Here is a 17528-nt window from a genome sequence, read left to right on the forward strand (position 1 = left end):
TCTTGACGAGTCGGCTGATTCGTGCCGCAAGGTGAGCGTTCGGCCGGCGTCCACACGAATAGGTGATTTCGTCAATCAGAACCCCGTTATCGCACGTTTCCGGTGTGATCCTGTCGCCCATCGTCCCCAGTCACACACAGTTCTCAGTCACTCAGAAAGTAACAAAGGAGTATATATTCACCGAGCGTAACTATGTCATGGCAAGAGAACCGGAGATGGCGTTGTATCGCACTTGCACAGTGGTCAGCGATACGACGTTCAAGAAAGACGGGGAGCGAACGTTCACGGAAGCGTTCGTGGATGCAGTCGCCGAAGCCGAAGGCGTTGCCCCACTGGACTTGCCGCCATTGTACGAATCAGTCGACTTCGACGCGATTACGCAATTAATGCAGAGGTATAGTGACCATTCAGACGGTGAACTGCTCCTGGGGCTGCTGATAGACAAGTGGAACATCTTCGTGAGTTACGACGGTCGAATCCGTATCTGTGACGCGAGCGAGGAGACCGAACCCGAACCAATCTTCGAAGGAGAGCGTCATAGCCCACGTTCTCAATAGCGGTTAGCCGATGCTTCGCTGCTAAAAGTCCGTAAATACGCGAGCATTCCGAAGCAACGGTAGTTGAGTCGTGACTCGGAGAATCCAACGGGACTCCCGCCGACTACTGGTCGAGCGCCGCTGGCGGAGACGAGAGATCGCGCTGTGTCCAGGGACCGCCCCGGACGTTCCGCCAACCGTACGCTGCCATCATGCGTAAAGTGGTCTCCTTCTCGACTGCCTGCCAGCGGGATAGGTTCGCGTTGAACGCGGCGAGTTCAACGACCTCGTGTCGCTGCGTCCACTTTGCACCGTGACCGTCTCGGTGCTGCCGGAGTCGGCGGGCGAGCTGGTTCGTTGCCCCGACGTAGTACGTGTCGTCGGCCAGGGCAAGGATGTAGACTGTCTTCGTCTCGGAACTGGACGTAGCTGTCGCTGTTGATGACATTGTCGTTTGGAGTGAAATGTTAGTGAGTATCCGATTCAGTGACCGACTGGCGTACACGATACCGATACACGACGAGTGCAAGATACCCGAACAGCATCAGCAGTAACGGAAGCGAATCGGCCGCGATAAGCTCCACGTCCCCAATCAAGATCAGGAACACCTCCTTGAGAGTATCGAGCTCTCGGTCCTCACCACTAGATTGGTCGTCAGCGTTACCACTACCGGACAGATAACGAACTTCGTCTGTCATGTTTCGCAGGTCGACCGTCGCCGCAGGACGCGCTTATTCCCACTCGGTCCGTCGAGAGACGCAACCGATGCGGTTTAAGTGCGTCCTGCGCGACAGACCGCGAAACCAAACATGACAGACGGAGCTACTTTTCGAACCACGAAGATTCGAGAAACCAACTCTGCGCATCACTACGATCAACCTACCACACAGCACTCGCACTACTACTCCACCACAATTCGGACCGCTTCACCACCGCATCCCGCACCGCTACAACACCGCATCAACCGTTTCGGTCTGGGACCGTAGCCAACGGAGAGGGATACGCATGGCTAGACCTGGTTGCCTGAGCATCGCGAACAGCCGAGGGCTCGCGCCGTCGACTCCAGCAAGACGGATGCTGGGCCGCACACTTCGGTGTACTTTGTCAGCCTCCTATTGCCCCCGAGAGTGGGCTCATTGCCATTCGGCAAGCGAGGTCTGATTGCCTTGCGACAACCTGTGCGGGCTGCGATCTTTGTATATTCCAGCTGCCGGCATGCGACAGATGGCTTGACCGGGAACGCAACCGGGGCGTACTTGGTACGGACTTAGTTGCGAACTGGTGTAATACTAGGGAAACCGGAGTGAATGTGAAACTGAGCAGTTCAACCGTTCTCGAGCGCGGCGTGCGGCGAGATGTGCGGGCCCGTCGGACTCTCGTGGTCGACGGTCGCGTCCACGTGGAAGACGTCCGCGAGCAACTCCTCGGTCAGGACCTCCCGCGGCGGCCCCCAGTCGTAGAGCTCGCCGTCGGCCATCGCGATGAGGTTGTCCGCGAACCGCGCCGCCTGCCCGACGTCGTGCAGGACGATGCCGATGGTGACGCCGTGGTCCTCGTTCAGCGAGTTCAGGACCTCCATCACGCGAAGCTGGTGGTGGAGGTCGAGGTGGTTCGTCGGCTCGTCCAGCAGGAGGACGTCCGTCTCCTGCGCGAGCACCATCGCGATCCACGCGAGCTGCTTCTGGCCACCACTCAGGTTACTCATCTCGCTGTGGCGGAGGTGCTCGACGCCCGCCAGGTCGATGGCGCGGTCGACCGCCTCGTGGTCGGTCTCCGACACCGACTCGAAGAACCCGCGGTGCGGGTACCGGCCGTGGTACGCGAGGTCCTCGACCGTGATGCTCTCGGGCGCGTTGTTGTGCTGCGAGAGCAACCCGAGCTTGCGCGCGAGGTCCTTCGCGTCGAACGACCGGACGCGCTCGCCGTCGAGGACGACGCCGCCCGCCCACGGGTCCAGTTGGTTCGACATCGACTTCAGGAGCGTCGACTTCCCGCTCCCGTTCGGGCCGACGAGCGCCGTCACCTCCCCGGCTGGCAGGACGACGTGCTCGCACTCGACGACGGGCTCCTCGGTCGTCGGATACCCGAGTTCCAGTTGCTCGCCGACGAGCTCGCTCGCGTCAGCGGTCGCGTCGCGACCGGACGCTGCGGTCTCGTCCCGGGACTCGTGCTCGCCGTCGGCGGCCGACGGTCGCGCGGCGGCTCCGGGCCCACCGTCCGTCCGCTCGCGTCCGCCGTCCGCAGCCTGCGTCCGCTCGCCGCCGTCGGCGTGGTCTCGTTCGCGCGTCATATCTCCCCCATCGCCTCCTGTTTCCGCATCAGGTAGAGGAAGTACGGCCCGCCGACGAGCCCGGTGACGATACCGACCGGGATCTGGACGGGGTTGAGCGCGAGGCGCGCACCGACGTCGGCGGCGACCATGAGCGCCGGGCCGGCGAACAGGCAGCCGACGACGAGCTTCTTGTAGTCGCTCCCGACGACGTTCCGGACCATGTGCGGGACGATGAGCCCGACGAACCCGACGATACCCGCCACGGCGATGCTCGCCGCCGCGGCGAGGACCGCGACGCCCGAGAGCGCGAACCGGACGCGCTCGACGTTCATCCCGAGCGCGTTCGCGGTGCGCTCGCCGAGCAAGAGGACGTTCAGCTGGCGCGCACCGAACAACGCCGCGGTGACCGCGAACAGCGTCCACGGGAGCGCCATCCGCACCTGCTCCCAGTCCGTGCCTGTCAAGGACCCGGTCGTCCACGCAATCGCGGACTGGACGACGCCGAGGTCGTCCGCGAAGAAGAACAGGCCCGTCTGCAGCGACTGACAGATGGTGCCGACGATGACGCCCGCCAGCACGAGTCTCACGGGACTCGTCCCGTTCTTCCACGCGATCGCGTACACGACGAGGAACGCGACGATACCACCGACCGACGCGATGATGGGGAGGAACGCCGACGGGGTGAGGACGAACTCGCCGAGGAACAGCAACGGGACGGTGACGCTCGCGCCAGCGAGCAGGACGAGCGTGACGAGGATCATCAGGCCCGCCCCCGAGGAGACGCCGAGGATGAACGGGCTCGCGAGCTCGTTGCGCGTGACCGCCTGGAAGATAGCGCCCGATATCGCGAGGTTCATGCCGACGAGGACGGCGACGAACACGCGCGGCAGCCGGATGTTCCACACGATGAGGCTGCGCTTGTTCATCTCGGGGAGTTCCCCACCGAAGACGAACGCGTTCCACGCGTCGAGATCGAACACGACCTGTGGGTTGAAGACGGCCTGCCAGGCTTCGACGAGCGTCATCGAGAACGCACCGAAGCTCACCTGGACGAGCCCGCCGAGCACGACCACGCCGACGCTCGCGATGCACAGCGAGACGAGCGACGCGTCGACGAACCCGAAGTAGCCCTTGCTCTGTTCGGAGCGTCTCCGCGCCTCTTGGGTCTCGCTCGCCATGACTAGTCGCTCGCCTCCGTGATCGCATCGTCTACGGCGGCGCGCTCGCGTATCGCCTCGTCGTCGACCGCGTCGAGCACCGCGTCGGCGCCGACCGCGTCGACGACCGCCTCCGCACCGACCGCGTCGACGACCGCCTCCGCACCGACCGCGTCCGTGATGCGTTCGAGGCCGACGACGTCGACGAACGCCGCGAGCCCGCGTTCGGCACGTTCGTCGACCGTAGCGTCGTCGACGCGCGTCTCGAAGGCCTCCTCGACGTAGTCGTCCCGGAGGTCGGCGAGTTCGTCGTCGTCGAGGTCGTGGTCGTCCCCGAGCTCGTTCTCGAACCACTCGCGCCAGCGGTCGCGGTCGGCCCACTCGCCGCTGAACTCGCTCGCCTGCCGGAGCCAATCGTACTCCGGCGCGACCTCGCCGGAGAGCCCGCGGGCGCGCCGCCGGTCCTCGATGAGTGACCGGGCGACGTGCGCCCCGTTCCCCGCCGCGACCACCGCCTGCGCGCTCCGCGCACCCGACGGGCTCGCGACGTACAGGCCGTCGATGGGCGTGCGGCCGCCGTCGTCGGCGTACTCGGGGTCGAATCGCTCCTCGACCTCGCCGTGGTGCTCGTGCTCGACGAACAGGTCGCCGCCGCCGTCGGGCGCCGTCGCCTCGAGCGGCCGGAGGTACGACCCGTCGTACCACGCGGCCGCGACCACGTCGGTCGCCAGGACGGTCGTCCCCTCCTGGGTCCGAACGCGGAAGCGCGCGTCGTCGCGGTCGTTCGCATCGCCGGCGCCGTCGACCGCCTGGTCGTCCTCGGATCGCCCCAGCCGTTCGACGGCGTCGACGAGTTCCTCGACGCGGCGCGCGCCCATCTCGGCGACGTGCGCGTGCACGAGGTCGTGGAAGACGTCGACGTCGACGCCCCCCGGGAAGCCGAGGTAGTTCTCGAGGTACGCGCACCGTCGAAGCGCGGAGTTCCCGCGGTCGAAGACGACCGTCTCCAGGCCGTACCGGGCCGCGAACACGGTCGCCGAAGAGCCTGCCGGGCCACCGCCGACGACGACCACGTCGACCGTCGTCTCGTCCACTTCGGCGCCGTCGACGGTGCCCGCGTCGGGCTCCGTCCCCGACCCGTCGCCCGTGCCGTTCGCGTGCTCGTCGGTCATGCTCAGAGCTTCGACTGCAGTTGTCTGGTCACGAACTCGTCGTCGAGCAGCGACTCGGGCCCCGAGAGATGGACGAGCGGTGCGTTCTCGACGCGCAGCCACTCGTCGCGTCTGTCACCGGTCACCGTGACGGTCTGGCGAGCGCGCGGGACGCCGTTCTTGCGGCGTTCGTCCGTCGACTCGCGGACGGTCGCGAGCTCCACCGCCTCGGTCTGGCGCTCGCAGACGACGAGGTCGTACGTCGGGAGGTCCGGGTCGACGTCGCGCATCGCGGCGCGATACCGCGCCGCCGCGTCGCGCGCTCGCTCCGCGGCCTCGTACGCGTCGAACGTGACCGACGACACCGGGTCCGGGCTGACGCCGGTGTCCTTCCCGACGACGACGAACTCGCCGTCGTCGGCCGCGAGGTCGGCAATCGTCTCTCGCGCCTCCCGGACCGCTGCGGCCGCGTCCGCGGCTCCCGCGCCGTCCTGGACGACTCTCGTCGCCTCACTGTCGGCGACACCGTCGGTCGGTCGGTCGTCTCCCGTGTCGTCGGTCGCTGCCATCTCAGACGTCCCCCGCGACGATGTCGGCGACGCGGTCGCGGTCGAACAGCTGCTTCTCGACGCCGTAGAGCTGTTCGGCGGTGCGTTCGGTCAGGACCATGTTCGTGATGGGGCCCTGGTAGAGGCCGCCGGCGCGGTAGACGTCGTCGTTCTCGACGGCGGTGAGCGCGCTCGCGGTGTCGTGGGATTCCAGGAACGAGACGACGGTGTCCTCGAACTCGCTCCGGGTCTTCGACTCGTAGCCGCGGAGCATGAGGACCTCGGGGTCGACGTCGAGGAGCGTCTCCAGGTCGATGGCGGCGCGACTCCCGTGGAAGTCCTTGATGCTCGTCTCGGCGAGCGCGTCGCGGACGCCGAGGTCGCGGAGGTGCTTGAACCCGGTGCCGTCGCCGATGATGTACGGATAGTACTGCTCGGGTTGGTCGCCGACGCCCCAGAGCACGGCGACGGACGGCCGCTCGCTGCTCCCGGGGACCGCCGGTGCGAGGTTCGCCTGGAAGTCGTCGTGGAGCGCCTCGAACGCCTCGTAGCGGTCGACGCGCCCGAAGACCTGCGCGAGCTTCTCGAAGCCCTCGTACAGCGAGTAGTACCGGTAGTCCTCGTGCCACGGGTAGTGCTGGGCGTAGATGCAGTTCCCGAACACGGGGCCGACGTTCTCGACGACCTCGTCGACGTCGCTCTGGTCCCATCCCTGGAACCGGTTCTGGAGGAAGTTCGGGTCCATGACGTGGACGTCGGCGTCGAGCTCGTAGAACAGCTCCTTGCTGACGCCGTCCTGGTAGAGCGAGACCATGTCGCTCGCGTCGACGCTGACGCCGTCGACGTCGTCGTAGTACTGGGTGTGGTAGCGCGACGTGAGCCAGAGCGCCTTCGGGGGTTCGAGGCCGAGCGCGACCCCCATGTCCGCCCACGAGCCGTTGTTCGCGACCCACGTCTCGGGGACGCTGTCGAACTCGACCTCGCCGACGGGCTCGATGGAGACGCTGTAGGGGGTGTCGAGGCCGTCGTCCTGGGTCGTCGTTTCACCGGTGGTGGTCGGTTCGGTGGTGGCGGTGGCGTCGCTCTCGTCGTCGGTCGCGCCCTGGTCGCCCGTGCTCATGCAGCCTGCGGCGAGCGTGCTCGCGAGCAGTGTGCTCCCGCCGAGGAGATACGCGCGTCGTGTGTGACGTGCACCGTCTTCGTCGCTCATACGATTTAGGCAACCCTAAACAACTAAATGGCTTTCGATTTTTAGGCCGGCCTAAATCAGGTGTTCGGTGTCGTATGGGGCGTCGATGGGTCGGAGGCAGGAACGCGAACGCGAACGAGCGAGGGCCGAACCGACGCCGGGGCACTCGACGGGTCGTCGTTCGACGCCTGGCCACGCAGCCAGATGGTCGTCCGACGCCGGGTCCATCGGTCGGTCCGGGAACCGTCGACTACGACTCTAAGTTAGGCAGACCTAAATCCACCGGTTCGTGGCTCGGGGACACTCGCTGCACCATCTGGCGGCCGACGGAACCGGGCAAGCGCCCCAAAGAAGACCGGACAGTAACACGGGCCGAAGCGACGAGCACGACCGAGTAAAACGGTCGAACGACGCGAGAAGAGTCAGCGACGGCGGTCTGCCCGGTGCGGTCAGTCCAGTGCCGCTTCGCTGAGGCGCGCCGTCTCGACGGCACCGCTTCCGTCGACGGTGATGCGGTGCCCGTGATAGTCGAACGCGAGACTGGCGTCGTCGGCGGCCGAGTCGACGAACGCGACGATCGCGTCCGGGTCGATGGTCTCCAGGAGCGGTGGGAGGTCCGTGTGGGACTCACCCGTGGCCTCCGCGACGGTACTGACGATGTCGACTATCGGATTCATTGTCGGTTACAGGGTTCGGGACTACTTAGAGACTGCAACTTTGAACTGTTAACCGGTTTTTCTAGGGAGGAAACCGCCCGTCCGCGGTACCACCGGGTGGCGCCCGTCCCTTCTGCGGACCGGTCACCAGCCGACCGCCAGAGCCCCGCGGCACTCATGATAACACGGCACGTGCAGCGAACAGGAGGTTCTCCTTGCGCTCGCGGACCCGCCGGTAGAAGTACTGCATCCACTTGCTCCCGTACGGCACGTACTGGTAGACGTCGACGTCCTCGGCGGCGAGGTCGCGCTGCGCGTCCTCGCGGACGCCCATCAGCATCTGGATCTCGTACGGCGTCCCGTACTCCTCGTGGAGCTCGCGAGCGTGCTCGATCATCGCCGGGTCGTGACTCCCGACGGCGACCCCGTCCTCGAAGTGCTCGAACGCGTACGCGATGAGCTCCCGGTAGGACTCGTCCACGCGAGCCTTGTCCTTGTACGCGATCGACTTCGGCTCGTCGTACGCGCCCTTCACGAGGCGGACCTTCCCCGGGAGCGGTGCGAGGCGCTCCAGGTCGTCGCTCGTGCGCTTGAGGTTCGCCTGGATGCAGACGCCGACGTTCCCGTCGGTCTCCCGGGCGTGCCGTTCGAACGCGTCGAGCGTCACGTCGGTCGTCTCGTGGTCCTCCATGTCTATCCACACGAAGACGCCACGGTCAGTGGCAGCGTCGACGATCCGAGCGAGGTTCTCCTCGAACACCTCGTCGCGGATACCCAACCCGATCTGACTGGGTTTCACCGAGATACAGCCCTCGACGTCGCTCGCCGCGAGGTCCTTCGCGAGCGAGACGTAGGCGTCCGCGTCCGCGTCGGCCGGCTCGCGGTCGTGATAGTGCTCGCCGAGGAGGTTCAGGATGACGGCGACGTCGTCCCGGTTCGTCTCGGCCGCGTGGTCGAGTGCGGTCGCGGGCGTCTTCCCCGCGACGAAGTTACTCGCTATCGGCGGAATCATGCGTGTAGTCCATAGCTGTGTCGTGGTATAGGGGCACCCGACCAGCCGTTTCACGGCCGAATGGTCAGCAAATAACGTTTACGGCGGTTTATCGCCGTCCTCAGGCGATTTTGGCTGCATTCCGACCATGGTCGGGCGGTACTATAGGCCTGTAGTTCATTATTGATTCTGCACACCGCTATGGCACCTGATGACAAGCGCGGAAAGGTTCGCAGAGACGTACTGAAAGGCGTGGGCGTTGGCAGTATCGGACTGCTCGCCGGCTGTGTCACCTCGACAGACGAGACCGAGACCGAAGGCGACGGCGGCGACGGCGGCAGTGGGGGCGACGGCGGCGACGGCGGCGACGGGAGCGACGGCGGCGACGGCGGCGACGGCGGCAGCGGAATGGACAGCTACCAGATCGGGATGGTTGACTCCGTCACCGGCTCGCTGTCCGCGTTCGGGCAACGCAACCAGCGCGGGAAGGACCTCGCGCTCGCGGACGTCAACGCGGAAGGCATCAAGGGCGGCGACCTCGACATCGTCGTCGAGGACTCCCAATCACAGAGTCAGGCGGGCGTGTCCGCCGCACAGAAGCTCGTCAACCAGGACGAGGTTCCGTTCGTCATCGGCGCCGTCGGCTCCGGCGTCTCGCTGGCGATCTACCAGTCCGTCATCCAGAACACGGACGTCGTCCAGCTCAGTCAGAACTCCACGAGCCCGGCGCTCAGCGACTTCCCCGGCCTCCTCCGGATGAGCCCGACCGGGCGCGTCCAGTCCGGTGCGCTCGCGGACATCATGGCCGACGACGGCCACGACTCCGTCGCGATCACGTGGATCAACAACGACTACGGCCAGGGCATCACTGACGCCTTCACGAGCGCGTGGGACGGCGAGGTCGCGTACAACCAGAGCCACGACCAGGGACAGTCGTCGTACTCGAGCGTCGTCTCCGGGATGGCGAACTCCGGCGCGGACGCGTGGCTGTTCATCACGTACCAGCCCGAGTTCACGACGATGGCCCAGGAAGCGTACTCCAGCGGGTACGAGGCGCAGTTCTACGGCGCCGACTCCGTGAAGGGTCCCGAAGTCCTGAACAACACGCCCGAGGGCAGCCTCGACGGCATGAAGGTCGTCGCGCCGAGCGCGGCGATCGACCAGGACAACTACCAGCAGTTCGCGTCCCGCTTCGAGGAGGAGCACGGGAGCGCGCCGACGGCGTGGTCCGCGTACGCGTACGACTGCGTCATCACGGCAGCGCTCGCCATCCACACCGCGGACGACTTCAGCCCGAGCGCGCTCCAGGACACCGTCCGCGACGTCACGCGTCCGGACGGCGAACAGGTCTCGACGTACGCGGAAGCGGTCGAGGTCCTCGGCGAGGACGGCTCCGCGTCGGACATCGACTACCAGGGCGTGTCCGGCCCCATCGACTTCGACGAGAACGGCGACCCCGCTGGCTTCCTCCAGATCTTCACGGTCGAAGATCACGAGTACGTCACGACGGGCACCATCTCCTCGGAGTAACACCCTCCGACAATGTCCGTTCTCGAATACGCAGCGAACGGGTTGGTGTTCAGTAGCATCATCGTACTGGCAAGTATCGGGCTGTCGCTCGTGTACAGTATCGCGAACTTCGCGAACTTCGCGCACGGCGACACGATGACCGTCGGCGCGTACGCGACGCTCGTCACGTTCGGCACCGTCGGCACCCTCGGCGGCGTCGTCCTCGGCATCCCGTACGGGTTCTTCGTCGCGTTACTCGTCGGCGTCGTCGTCGCGGCACTCGTCGCGGTCGTCACGCACAAGATCATCTACGAGCCCATCGACCTGGACTCCATCGGCCTGCTCATCACGAGCATCGGGGTCGCGTTCGTCTACCGCGCCACGATCAGGCTCGGGTTCGGCGCCGACTTCACCGAGTTCGGCATCCAGGTCCTGCGACCCATCGAGTGGCTGATTCCGTACGGCGTCCGCGTGACGCTGCACGACGTCGCCATCGTCGGGTCCGCGGTCGTGCTCGTCGCCGGCCTCCACACGCTCCTGCAGTACACGGACCTCGGCCGGAAGATGCGCGCAACCGCGGACAACCCGGACCTCGCACGCATCTCGGGCATCCGCACGAACCGCATCGAGATCTGGACGTGGATCATCGGCGCCGGACTCGCCGGCGCCGGCGGCGGCTTCCTCGGCCTCTTCAACCAGCTGTCGCCACGCATGGGGTTCGACATCCTGCTCGTCGTGTTCGCAGCCGTCATCCTCGGCGGTATCGGGAGCGTCTACGGCGCGATGCTCGGCGGGTTCCTCATCGGGATGATCAACCAGATGACGCCACTGCTCAGTGACATCGGCATCCCGATCGGTATCGAGTACGCGAACGCCGTCGCGTTCGTCATCATGGTCGTCGTGCTCCTCGCACGCCCCACGGGTATCGTGGGGGAGGCCGCGTCATGACCGAACGAGCGACGTTCCTCGGCGACCCGCGGGGGTACGTCGCGGAGATGACGCGCGCGGAGAAAGGGGTCGCCGGCTTCGTCGTCACCCTCATGGCGCTGCTGTTCTACGGCCTCATCACGGGTGGCCTCGGCCCGGCGTACTTCCTGTACCTCGTCGGGCTCGTCGGCATGTACATCCTGCTGAGCTTCGGACTGAACGTCCAGTGGGGGTACACGGGCCTCATCAACTTCTCCGTCGCCGCGTTCTTCGGCCTCGGCGCGTACGGGACCGCGCTCCTGACCGCGGACTCCTCGCCGCTCGCGGGCGGCTTCAATCCGCTCGTCGGGCTCGTGCTCGGGCTCGTGCTCGCGGCGGTACTCGCGGTCATCATCGGCATCCCGACGCTACGACTGCGCACGGACTATCTCGCCATCGCGAGCCTCGGTCTTGCAGAGGTCGTTCGGCTGCTCATGCTGAACGAACGCTGGCTGACGAACGGGAGCGCGGGACTCCGCGGCATCCCCGGGTTCTTCGAGGGGTGGCCGTTCCTCGCGACGTTCCCGCAGACGATGCCGGGGCTACGCTTCCAGCAACTGGAGGTCGGTATCCCGGGCATCTTCACGGTCCGCATCCTCGGGTTCACCATCGGGCAGTCGTTCTGGCAGGCGCTCCTGAACGTGTTCGTCGTGGCCGTGTTCGTCGGCGTCGTCTACCTGCTGCTCCGGCACGTCCACCAGAGCCCGTGGGGGCGCGTCCTCCGGACCATCCGGAGCGACGACGACCTCGCGGAGGCGCTCGGGAAGAACACGTACGCGTTCAAGATGCAGTCGTTCGTGCTCGGGAGCGTCATCATGGCGCTCGCGGGCGTGTTCTACGCGCACCTGAACCTGTTCGTGAGCCCGGGCGACCTCGAACCCATCAACACGTTCTACGTCTGGATCGCGGTGATCCTCGGCGGGAGCGGGTCGAACCGCGGTGCGATGTTCGGCGGGTTCGTCATCATCGCCATCCAGGAGGGCACGCGCTTCCTCGGTGGCGCACTCCCCGACACGTTACCCGTGGACTTACCGGCGCTCCTTGGCGTCATCGAGTCGACGTACGCGACCATCGTCGGGAACTTCGCGAGCACGCGCCTGCTCGCGGTCGGCGTCATCATCATCCTCGTGATGCGCTGGCGGCCGGAAGGCGTCCTGCCGCCCCAGCGCGAACTCATCTGGCCGAGCGCGCTCGCCGACGCGGACGTCCCGGGTCGCGAAGCCGCTCGCGAAGCGAAGGTCACGGACAACAACAACGAGACCGGGTCGGTCCACGACCCCGAATCGCTCGACGACGCGAGCGACGACGTGACCGAGGACGCGACCGACGACTCCGGCGGGGACGCGCCCTCGTCCGGCGACGACGTGCAAGCCAACGGAGGTGGTCGCGATGAGTGAACAACAGCCCCAGGAACGGCTGCTCGACGGCCCGAACATGGAGAAGGAGGACGTCGTCCTCGAGGTCGACACCCTCCGGAAGACGTTCGGTGGCCTCGTCGCGACCGACAACGCCTCGTTCCAGGTGGAGCGCGGCACCATCACGGGCCTCATCGGCCCGAACGGCGCCGGGAAGTCCACGCTGTTCAACCTCATCACGGGGTTCTACGAGCAGGACTCCGGCGCGGTCCGGGTGAACGGCGCGGACGTCACGAACGCGGAACCGCACGAGGTCGCCGAACACGGCCTCATCCGGACGTTCCAGACGCCCCGGAAGCTCGAAGGGATGACGGTCCGCGAGGCGATGCTCGTCGGCCCGCAAGCGCAGGACGGCGAGTCGTTCATCTCGCTGTTCACGAACCCCGGGAAGGTCCACGACCAGGAGAAGCAGAACCTCGAGGACGCCCAGCGCATCCTCGAAGAGTTCGAGATCGGGCACCTGGCGACGCAGGCCGCGACCGACCTCTCCGGCGGGCAGATGAAGCTCGTCGAGCTCGCTCGCGCGATGCTCGCCGAACCCGAAGTGCTCCTGCTCGACGAACCCGTCGCCGGCGTCAACCCGACGCTCGCGAACAAGCTCCGCGACCAGATCGCGCGCCTGAACGAAGAGGGCGTGACGTTCTGTATCATCGAACACGACATGGACTTCATCATGAACCTCGCAGACCCCATCATCGTCCTCGACCAGGGGAGCGTCCTCGTCGAAGGGACGCCGGACGCAGTGAGGAACGACGACCGCGTCATCGACGCGTACCTCGGAGGACCGGGCGAATGACCGGGCTCACGCACCCAGCCGGGACGGGAGGTGCGTCCGCATGAGCGCAAGCACTGGCGTCATCGAACGCGACGCGGACGAGGACGTCGTCCTCTCCGTCGAGAACGTCGACTCCGGGTACGGCGACGTCCAGGTCCTCGACGACCTGTCGATGACGCTCGCCGAGGACGAGATCGCGTGCCTCGTCGGCCCGAACGGCGCGGGGAAGTCCACGGTCCTGAAGACCGTCTTCGGGATGCTGACGCCGTGGGAAGGCCACGTGAAGTACCACGGTGACGACATCGGCGGGATGGCGCCCGAGGACATCGTCCGCACCGGCATCGGGTACGTTCCCCAGACGGAGAACGTGTTCGGGAACCTCACCATCGAGGAGAACCTCCGCATGGGCGGGGTCGCGCGCAGCGACGACCTCGACCCGATCATCGACCAGCTCTACGACCGCTTCCCGCTGCTCACCGAGAAGCAGTCCGCGAAGGCGCGGACGCTCTCGGGCGGTCAGCGGCAGGTGCTCGCGTTCGCGCGAGCGCTCGTGATGGAGCCGGACGTCCTCCTCATCGACGAACCCTCGGCGGGCCTGGCACCGAACACCGCGGACGAGGTGTTCGCGGACGTGCAGGCGGTGAACGAACTCGGCACCGCCATCCTGATGGTCGAACAGAACGCCCGGAAGGGCCTCGCCATCAGCGACAAGGGCTTCGTGCTCGACCAGGGGACGGTCGCGTACGCCGACGACGCCGACGGCCTGCTCGACAACCCCGAGGTGTCGCGGCTCTACCTCGGCGGCTGAGTCCACCCCAACCACGCCGCGTTCGGCTTCTTTGCCGTCGTCGAAATCCGCCGCTGAGAGTCATCTCGACGACGATACTGCAGACGAAGAGCGAGTCGGTCGTGCATCCGAGTTTCGCCCGGAACACGACCGATGGCCACCGGTCACTCGCGGACGTCGAGTGCCCCCTCCTCGGCGGAAGCGGCCGCTCGCCACCAGACGAGTTCGAGCTCGATGCTCTGTTTGGCTTCCGTGTCTCCCTGCGACCAGTCCGATTCTCCTTCGAGCTTGAACGTGACGGGGTCCGTCGGCCGAAACTGCACCGTCGTTCCGCCGAGGTCGAGCGTCACGCCGCCGTCACCGTCGAGTTGCTCGGCCAGGTCTCGGAGGGACGACGCGACCTCCGCACGCGTCTTCTGTTCTTCCGTTTCGAGTTCTCCCATACCTGATGAGGGGTATCAGTGGTCGAAAGCGACGGGCATGATTCTCACTGGCGGGGAGTCTCTAACTGGATACCGACAGGACAGGTGGTGGTGCGTGTTCGGCCGGTGGTCCGGGGACGGAAGCCGCGGACCCTCGTCGTCCTCGTTCGCGGCGTCTGCGGGTTCGGCAGCGCTCTCGGCGAACGTCGACGCACCGGTCGGCGACGATTCAGGCGTCGGGCGTCTCGAACCGTTCGAGCGTCAGGTTCGACGTGTCGAGGTCGTAGTAGCTCCGCCAGGCGGCGTCGAGGCCGACGACGCGCGTGTCACCGTACGTCATCTCGAGGTGCTCGTGGTGGTGCCCGACGAGACAGAGGTCGGGGTCGAGCGCGTCCAGGATGTCGTCGACCTGGTCGCAGCCGGGGTCGTAGTGCTCGTACTGGAGGAGGCCGTTCGGCGCCTCGTGCGAGAGGAGGACGTCGACGTCCTCGAGGCGTTTCGCCGCGTCGACGTCGTCGCGGACGAAATGTCGGCGGCGGTCGCCGTGCAGGTTCGCTCGCGACTTGTGGTACTGCGTCGGCGCGAAGTTCCCGGAGAGCCCCGCGAACCGGACGCCCTCGAGGTCGACGGTCGTGCTGGCGAGGAGGTTCGCGTTCTCCGTCCCCGGCGGGTGCTCGCCGGCGCGGAGCGCCTCGATGACGTCCAGGTCCTCGTTGTTCCCCGCGATGAACCACGTCGGGACCGGCAGATCGTAGTACATGAGGTCGCCGAGCTGGAGCGCCGTCGCCGCGCCCGACGCCTCGTACGCCGAGCGAAGCGCTCGTCGCCGGTCCGGTTCGACCGCGTGTGCGTCGCCGAGGACGAGCATCTGGTAGAGAACGCCGGTCGGCCACCTTTAGCGTTGATATTTCGCGAGAAGCGACCGGAGGCGTTCACCTCGCCCATCGACGACCCCAACGGTACAGCTAAGCGACCAGAAACCCTATCTCACGCAGTTATGGCACACGAACAGCCCGAAGACAACGAGACCGGTGGACGGGAGACGGTCTCCGCCGAGAACTTCGGGGTCGCCCTCGGCGACCCGAGTCGTCGAAACGTCCTCTTCCACCTCAAACGTCACCGAACAGCCTCCTTCGACGACCTCGTCGACGTCGTCGTCGCCACGGTCCCGCCGCGAAACCGAACGAACGCAGACGACGTCCGGTCGACCGTCGAGAACGCGCTCTTTCACCTCCATCTCCCGAAACTCCAGCTGCTCGGCGTCGTCGACTGGAACCGCGACACGAACGACGTCGTGCTACGCGCGGAGCCCGACCGGCTCGACGACTGGCTCGAGCTCTCGTTCGCCGAGAGCGTTCACGGCGCGACCGGGACGAACGACGTCGCGGTACTGGGCGACGCCGAAGGCATCGAGGTCCTGTTCGTCGAGGACTACGAACCGCTCCGCGAGGTACTCGTCGACCAGTTCGCGTCCGACCACGACGACATCTCGGTGACGACCGCGTCGAACCCCGAGAGCGCGCTCGACGCCCTGGAGTCGACCGTGTTCGATTGCATCGTGAGCGACTACGACATGCCGGGGTCGAGCGGGCTCGACTTCCTGAAGGCCATCCGTCGCGTCGACGAGACCGTGCCGTTCGTCATCTACACCGGGAAGGGAACCGAGGAGACGCGGCTCAAGGCGTCCGACCACGGCGTGAGTGCGTACCTCCAGAAGAGCGGTGGCGCGGCGCAGTTCGACCTGCTCGCGGACCGCATCCGGCAGGTCGTCGGCGAGTACCGGAACGGCACGTACCCGGCGGTCTGAGAACCGGCGTCAGGCGTCGTCGTAGCCGTCGACGCCGGTCGCGCGGAGGTACTCCTCGAGGAGCGTCGGGAACTGTCCGCCGCGGACGTACCGGAGACCGAACTCGTCGGCCCACGAGATGATGCCGCGGTCCTCGGTGACGACGCCCGCGTCGAGTTCGCGGGCGAGCACGAGCAGGTCGAAGTCCTCGCGCGAATCCAGGACGCCCTTGCGGAGCGCACGCCGGTACTTGTCCCGCATCGACGACAGGATGCGGTCGGCTTCCGTCATGTAATCCCCACTGTTCTCGTCGGCCGCGAGCGCCTCCGGGTCGAGTTGCTCGACCTCGCGCAAGGCCTCCTCGCTGACGCGGAGGCCGCGGTCGACGCGATCGCTCATCTCGTCGATGAACTCGTAGACGATGTCCGCCGGGATGGTGACGCCGTAGCGGTCAGGGCTCTTCCTGACGACCCACGTGTCGAGGCGTTCGAACACCTCGTCCGCGACGTCGCGCTCGCGGAGCATCGCGGAGAGTTCGTCGTGGATCGAGGGCGGCACGTAACAGGAGATGTTGAGCTCCAGTCGTGCGGTCGCGACGAGGTCGAGGAGTCGGAGGACGGCGTCCTCCATCGATTCGCCGTCTCGCCGTATCGCCTCGGTGATGAACAGCGACGTGTCGAGGACGAACCGCTGGCGGGGGAGGTCCGGCGACATACCTCGAGTGAGGCGGGCAGCCGTCTATAGCGTTCCGGCGACCGCGACGGCAGCCGGGAGCACCGATAGCGCGGCGCGCTCAGACGGATTCGAGCGTCGCGGCGCCGAAGGGAACCGAGAAGTCGTCGCACCACGCGGCGACGCCGTTGGCGTCGTCGCCGTCGACGCCAGCGGGGAGGGACTGCGCGAACGTCCCGGTCTTCGTCAGTTCGCCACCGTCCGCGCCACCGTCGATGCGGACTCTCCTCCCGGCCGCTATCTGGGCCTTCGTGTCCGGGTCCGCGTCGGGGGTGAGGTAACAGTAGACGTCCGGGCCCTGCGTCATCTGGAAGTCGCGGAACTGGAGGAATCGCCCCTCGGCGTCCTCGGCGAGTTCGACCGTCCCCGAGCACTCGTGGCCGTCCTTCCCCGCGAACTCGCCGCGCTTCAGGACCGTCGCACCACCGCCTCGCTGCCGCCGTCGCCAGTCGTGGTCGTGTCGTTCATCGATTCCTGCGGTTGGTCGTCGCTCTTCCCCGCGACGCGGTCCTCGTCGACCACGGTCGCCCGCTCGGGCGCGAACAGTTCCCACCCGAGGTACCCGCCGCCGAGGAGAGTCACACCACCGACCGCGCCGAGGAGCGTCCGTCGTTTCATACCCGTTCGGACGCCACC

20 protein-coding genes are annotated in these 17528 nt (G+C 66.5%); 7 read left to right on the forward strand and 13 right to left on the reverse strand.

The window, feature by feature from the left end; genetic code table 11:
* Positions 1-197: 197 nt before the first annotated feature.
* Positions 198-557, forward strand: coding sequence for a HalOD1 output domain-containing protein (locus tag VYJ16_RS15705; RefSeq protein ID WP_336351261.1), 360 nt, complete (start codon positions 198-200; stop codon positions 555-557).
* Positions 558-660: 103 nt separating this feature from the next.
* Here the strand turns inward: VYJ16_RS15705 and VYJ16_RS15710 are convergent, their stop codons facing one another.
* From VYJ16_RS15710 to VYJ16_RS15745, 8 genes are all read right to left on the reverse strand, one after another.
* A complete protein-coding gene (locus tag VYJ16_RS15710) occupies positions 661-984 on the reverse strand; it encodes a GIY-YIG nuclease family protein (protein WP_336351262.1) in 324 nt (107 codons plus the stop codon).
* An 876-nt stretch (positions 985-1860) separates the two neighbouring features.
* The gene (locus tag VYJ16_RS15715; RefSeq protein WP_336351263.1) at positions 1861-2826 is read right to left on the reverse strand and encodes an ABC transporter ATP-binding protein; all 966 of its coding nucleotides are present in this window, start codon (positions 2824-2826) and stop codon (positions 1861-1863) included.
* Positions 2823-3986: a FecCD family ABC transporter permease gene (locus tag VYJ16_RS15720; RefSeq protein ID WP_336351264.1), complete on the reverse strand. Its 1164-nt coding sequence runs from the start codon at positions 3984-3986 to the stop codon at positions 2823-2825. Before VYJ16_RS15720 ends, VYJ16_RS15715 begins: the two co-directional genes overlap by 4 nt.
* Before the next feature lie 2 nt (positions 3987-3988).
* A complete protein-coding gene (locus VYJ16_RS15725; protein WP_336351265.1) occupies positions 3989-5137 on the reverse strand; it encodes an FAD-dependent oxidoreductase in 1149 nt (382 codons plus the stop codon).
* A 2-nt stretch (positions 5138-5139) separates the two neighbouring features.
* Positions 5140-5685, reverse strand: a complete 546-nt coding sequence (locus VYJ16_RS15730) for a DUF7552 domain-containing protein (protein ID WP_336351266.1) — start codon at positions 5683-5685, stop codon at positions 5140-5142.
* Position 5686: 1 nt separating this feature from the next.
* The gene (locus tag VYJ16_RS15735; protein ID WP_336351267.1) at positions 5687-6874 is read right to left on the reverse strand and encodes an ABC transporter substrate-binding protein; all 1188 of its coding nucleotides are present in this window, start codon (positions 6872-6874) and stop codon (positions 5687-5689) included.
* Positions 6875-7302: 428 nt separating this feature from the next.
* On the reverse strand, positions 7303-7530 hold the full coding sequence (locus VYJ16_RS15740) for a HalOD1 output domain-containing protein (protein ID WP_336351268.1): 228 nt from the start codon (positions 7528-7530) through the stop codon (positions 7303-7305).
* A 154-nt stretch (positions 7531-7684) separates the two neighbouring features.
* A complete protein-coding gene (locus tag VYJ16_RS15745) occupies positions 7685-8521 on the reverse strand; it encodes a proline dehydrogenase family protein (RefSeq protein ID WP_336351269.1) in 837 nt (278 codons plus the stop codon).
* A 180-nt stretch (positions 8522-8701) separates the two neighbouring features.
* On the opposite strand from VYJ16_RS15745, the gene VYJ16_RS15750 reads away from it, so the two are divergent.
* The 5 genes from VYJ16_RS15750 to VYJ16_RS15770 are packed head-to-tail and all read left to right on the forward strand — an operon-like array spanning position 8702 to position 13973.
* Positions 8702-10030, forward strand: coding sequence for an ABC transporter substrate-binding protein (locus tag VYJ16_RS15750; protein WP_336351270.1), 1329 nt, complete (start codon positions 8702-8704; stop codon positions 10028-10030).
* Positions 10031-10042: 12 nt separating this feature from the next.
* Positions 10043-10957 carry a branched-chain amino acid ABC transporter permease gene (locus VYJ16_RS15755; RefSeq protein WP_336351271.1) on the forward strand — a complete coding sequence of 305 codons (915 nt, stop codon included), beginning with the start codon at positions 10043-10045 and terminating at the stop codon, positions 10955-10957.
* 47 nt (positions 10958-11004) lie between these two features.
* The gene (locus VYJ16_RS15760) at positions 11005-12372 is read left to right on the forward strand and encodes a branched-chain amino acid ABC transporter permease (protein ID WP_379762711.1); all 1368 of its coding nucleotides are present in this window, start codon (positions 11005-11007) and stop codon (positions 12370-12372) included.
* Positions 12365-13186, forward strand: a complete 822-nt coding sequence (locus VYJ16_RS15765; RefSeq protein WP_336351273.1) for an ABC transporter ATP-binding protein — start codon at positions 12365-12367, stop codon at positions 13184-13186. Before VYJ16_RS15760 ends, VYJ16_RS15765 begins: the two co-directional genes overlap by 8 nt.
* 40 nt (positions 13187-13226) lie before the next feature.
* Positions 13227-13973 carry an ABC transporter ATP-binding protein gene (locus tag VYJ16_RS15770; protein WP_336351274.1) on the forward strand — a complete coding sequence of 249 codons (747 nt, stop codon included), beginning with the start codon at positions 13227-13229 and terminating at the stop codon, positions 13971-13973.
* A 143-nt stretch (positions 13974-14116) separates the two neighbouring features.
* Here VYJ16_RS15770 and VYJ16_RS15775 read toward each other — a convergent pair whose 3' ends face one another.
* Together VYJ16_RS15775 and VYJ16_RS15780 are read right to left on the reverse strand one after the other, a co-directional pair.
* Positions 14117-14395 carry an amphi-Trp domain-containing protein gene (locus VYJ16_RS15775; RefSeq protein ID WP_336351275.1) on the reverse strand — a complete coding sequence of 93 codons (279 nt, stop codon included), beginning with the start codon at positions 14393-14395 and terminating at the stop codon, positions 14117-14119.
* 208 nt (positions 14396-14603) lie between these two features.
* Positions 14604-15242, reverse strand: a complete 639-nt coding sequence (locus VYJ16_RS15780) for a metallophosphoesterase family protein (RefSeq protein WP_336351276.1) — start codon at positions 15240-15242, stop codon at positions 14604-14606.
* Between the two features lie 129 nt (positions 15243-15371).
* Here VYJ16_RS15780 and VYJ16_RS15785 point away from each other — a divergent pair, with 129 nt between their 5' ends.
* Complete coding sequence (locus VYJ16_RS15785; RefSeq protein ID WP_336351277.1) at positions 15372-16181, forward strand: response regulator; 810 nt, start codon at positions 15372-15374, stop codon at positions 16179-16181.
* 9 nt (positions 16182-16190) lie between these two features.
* Here the strand turns inward: VYJ16_RS15785 and VYJ16_RS15790 are convergent, their stop codons facing one another.
* The 3 genes from VYJ16_RS15790 to VYJ16_RS15800 form a co-directional block, all read right to left on the reverse strand.
* Positions 16191-16874, reverse strand: a complete 684-nt coding sequence (locus VYJ16_RS15790; protein ID WP_336351278.1) for an RNA ligase partner protein — start codon at positions 16872-16874, stop codon at positions 16191-16193.
* Positions 16875-16953: 79 nt separating this feature from the next.
* Positions 16954-17364: a DM13 domain-containing protein gene (locus tag VYJ16_RS15795; RefSeq protein WP_336351661.1), complete on the reverse strand. Its 411-nt coding sequence runs from the start codon at positions 17362-17364 to the stop codon at positions 16954-16956.
* Positions 17301-17510 carry a hypothetical protein gene (locus tag VYJ16_RS15800; protein WP_336351666.1) on the reverse strand — a complete coding sequence of 70 codons (210 nt, stop codon included), beginning with the start codon at positions 17508-17510 and terminating at the stop codon, positions 17301-17303. The genes VYJ16_RS15795 and VYJ16_RS15800 overlap by 64 nt, the downstream gene beginning before the upstream one ends.
* Between the last annotated feature and the right edge of the window lie 18 nt (positions 17511-17528).

Source organism: Halorubellus litoreus, assembly GCF_037081675.1.
Classification (GTDB): domain Archaea; phylum Halobacteriota; class Halobacteria; order Halobacteriales; family Natrialbaceae; genus Halorubellus; species Halorubellus litoreus.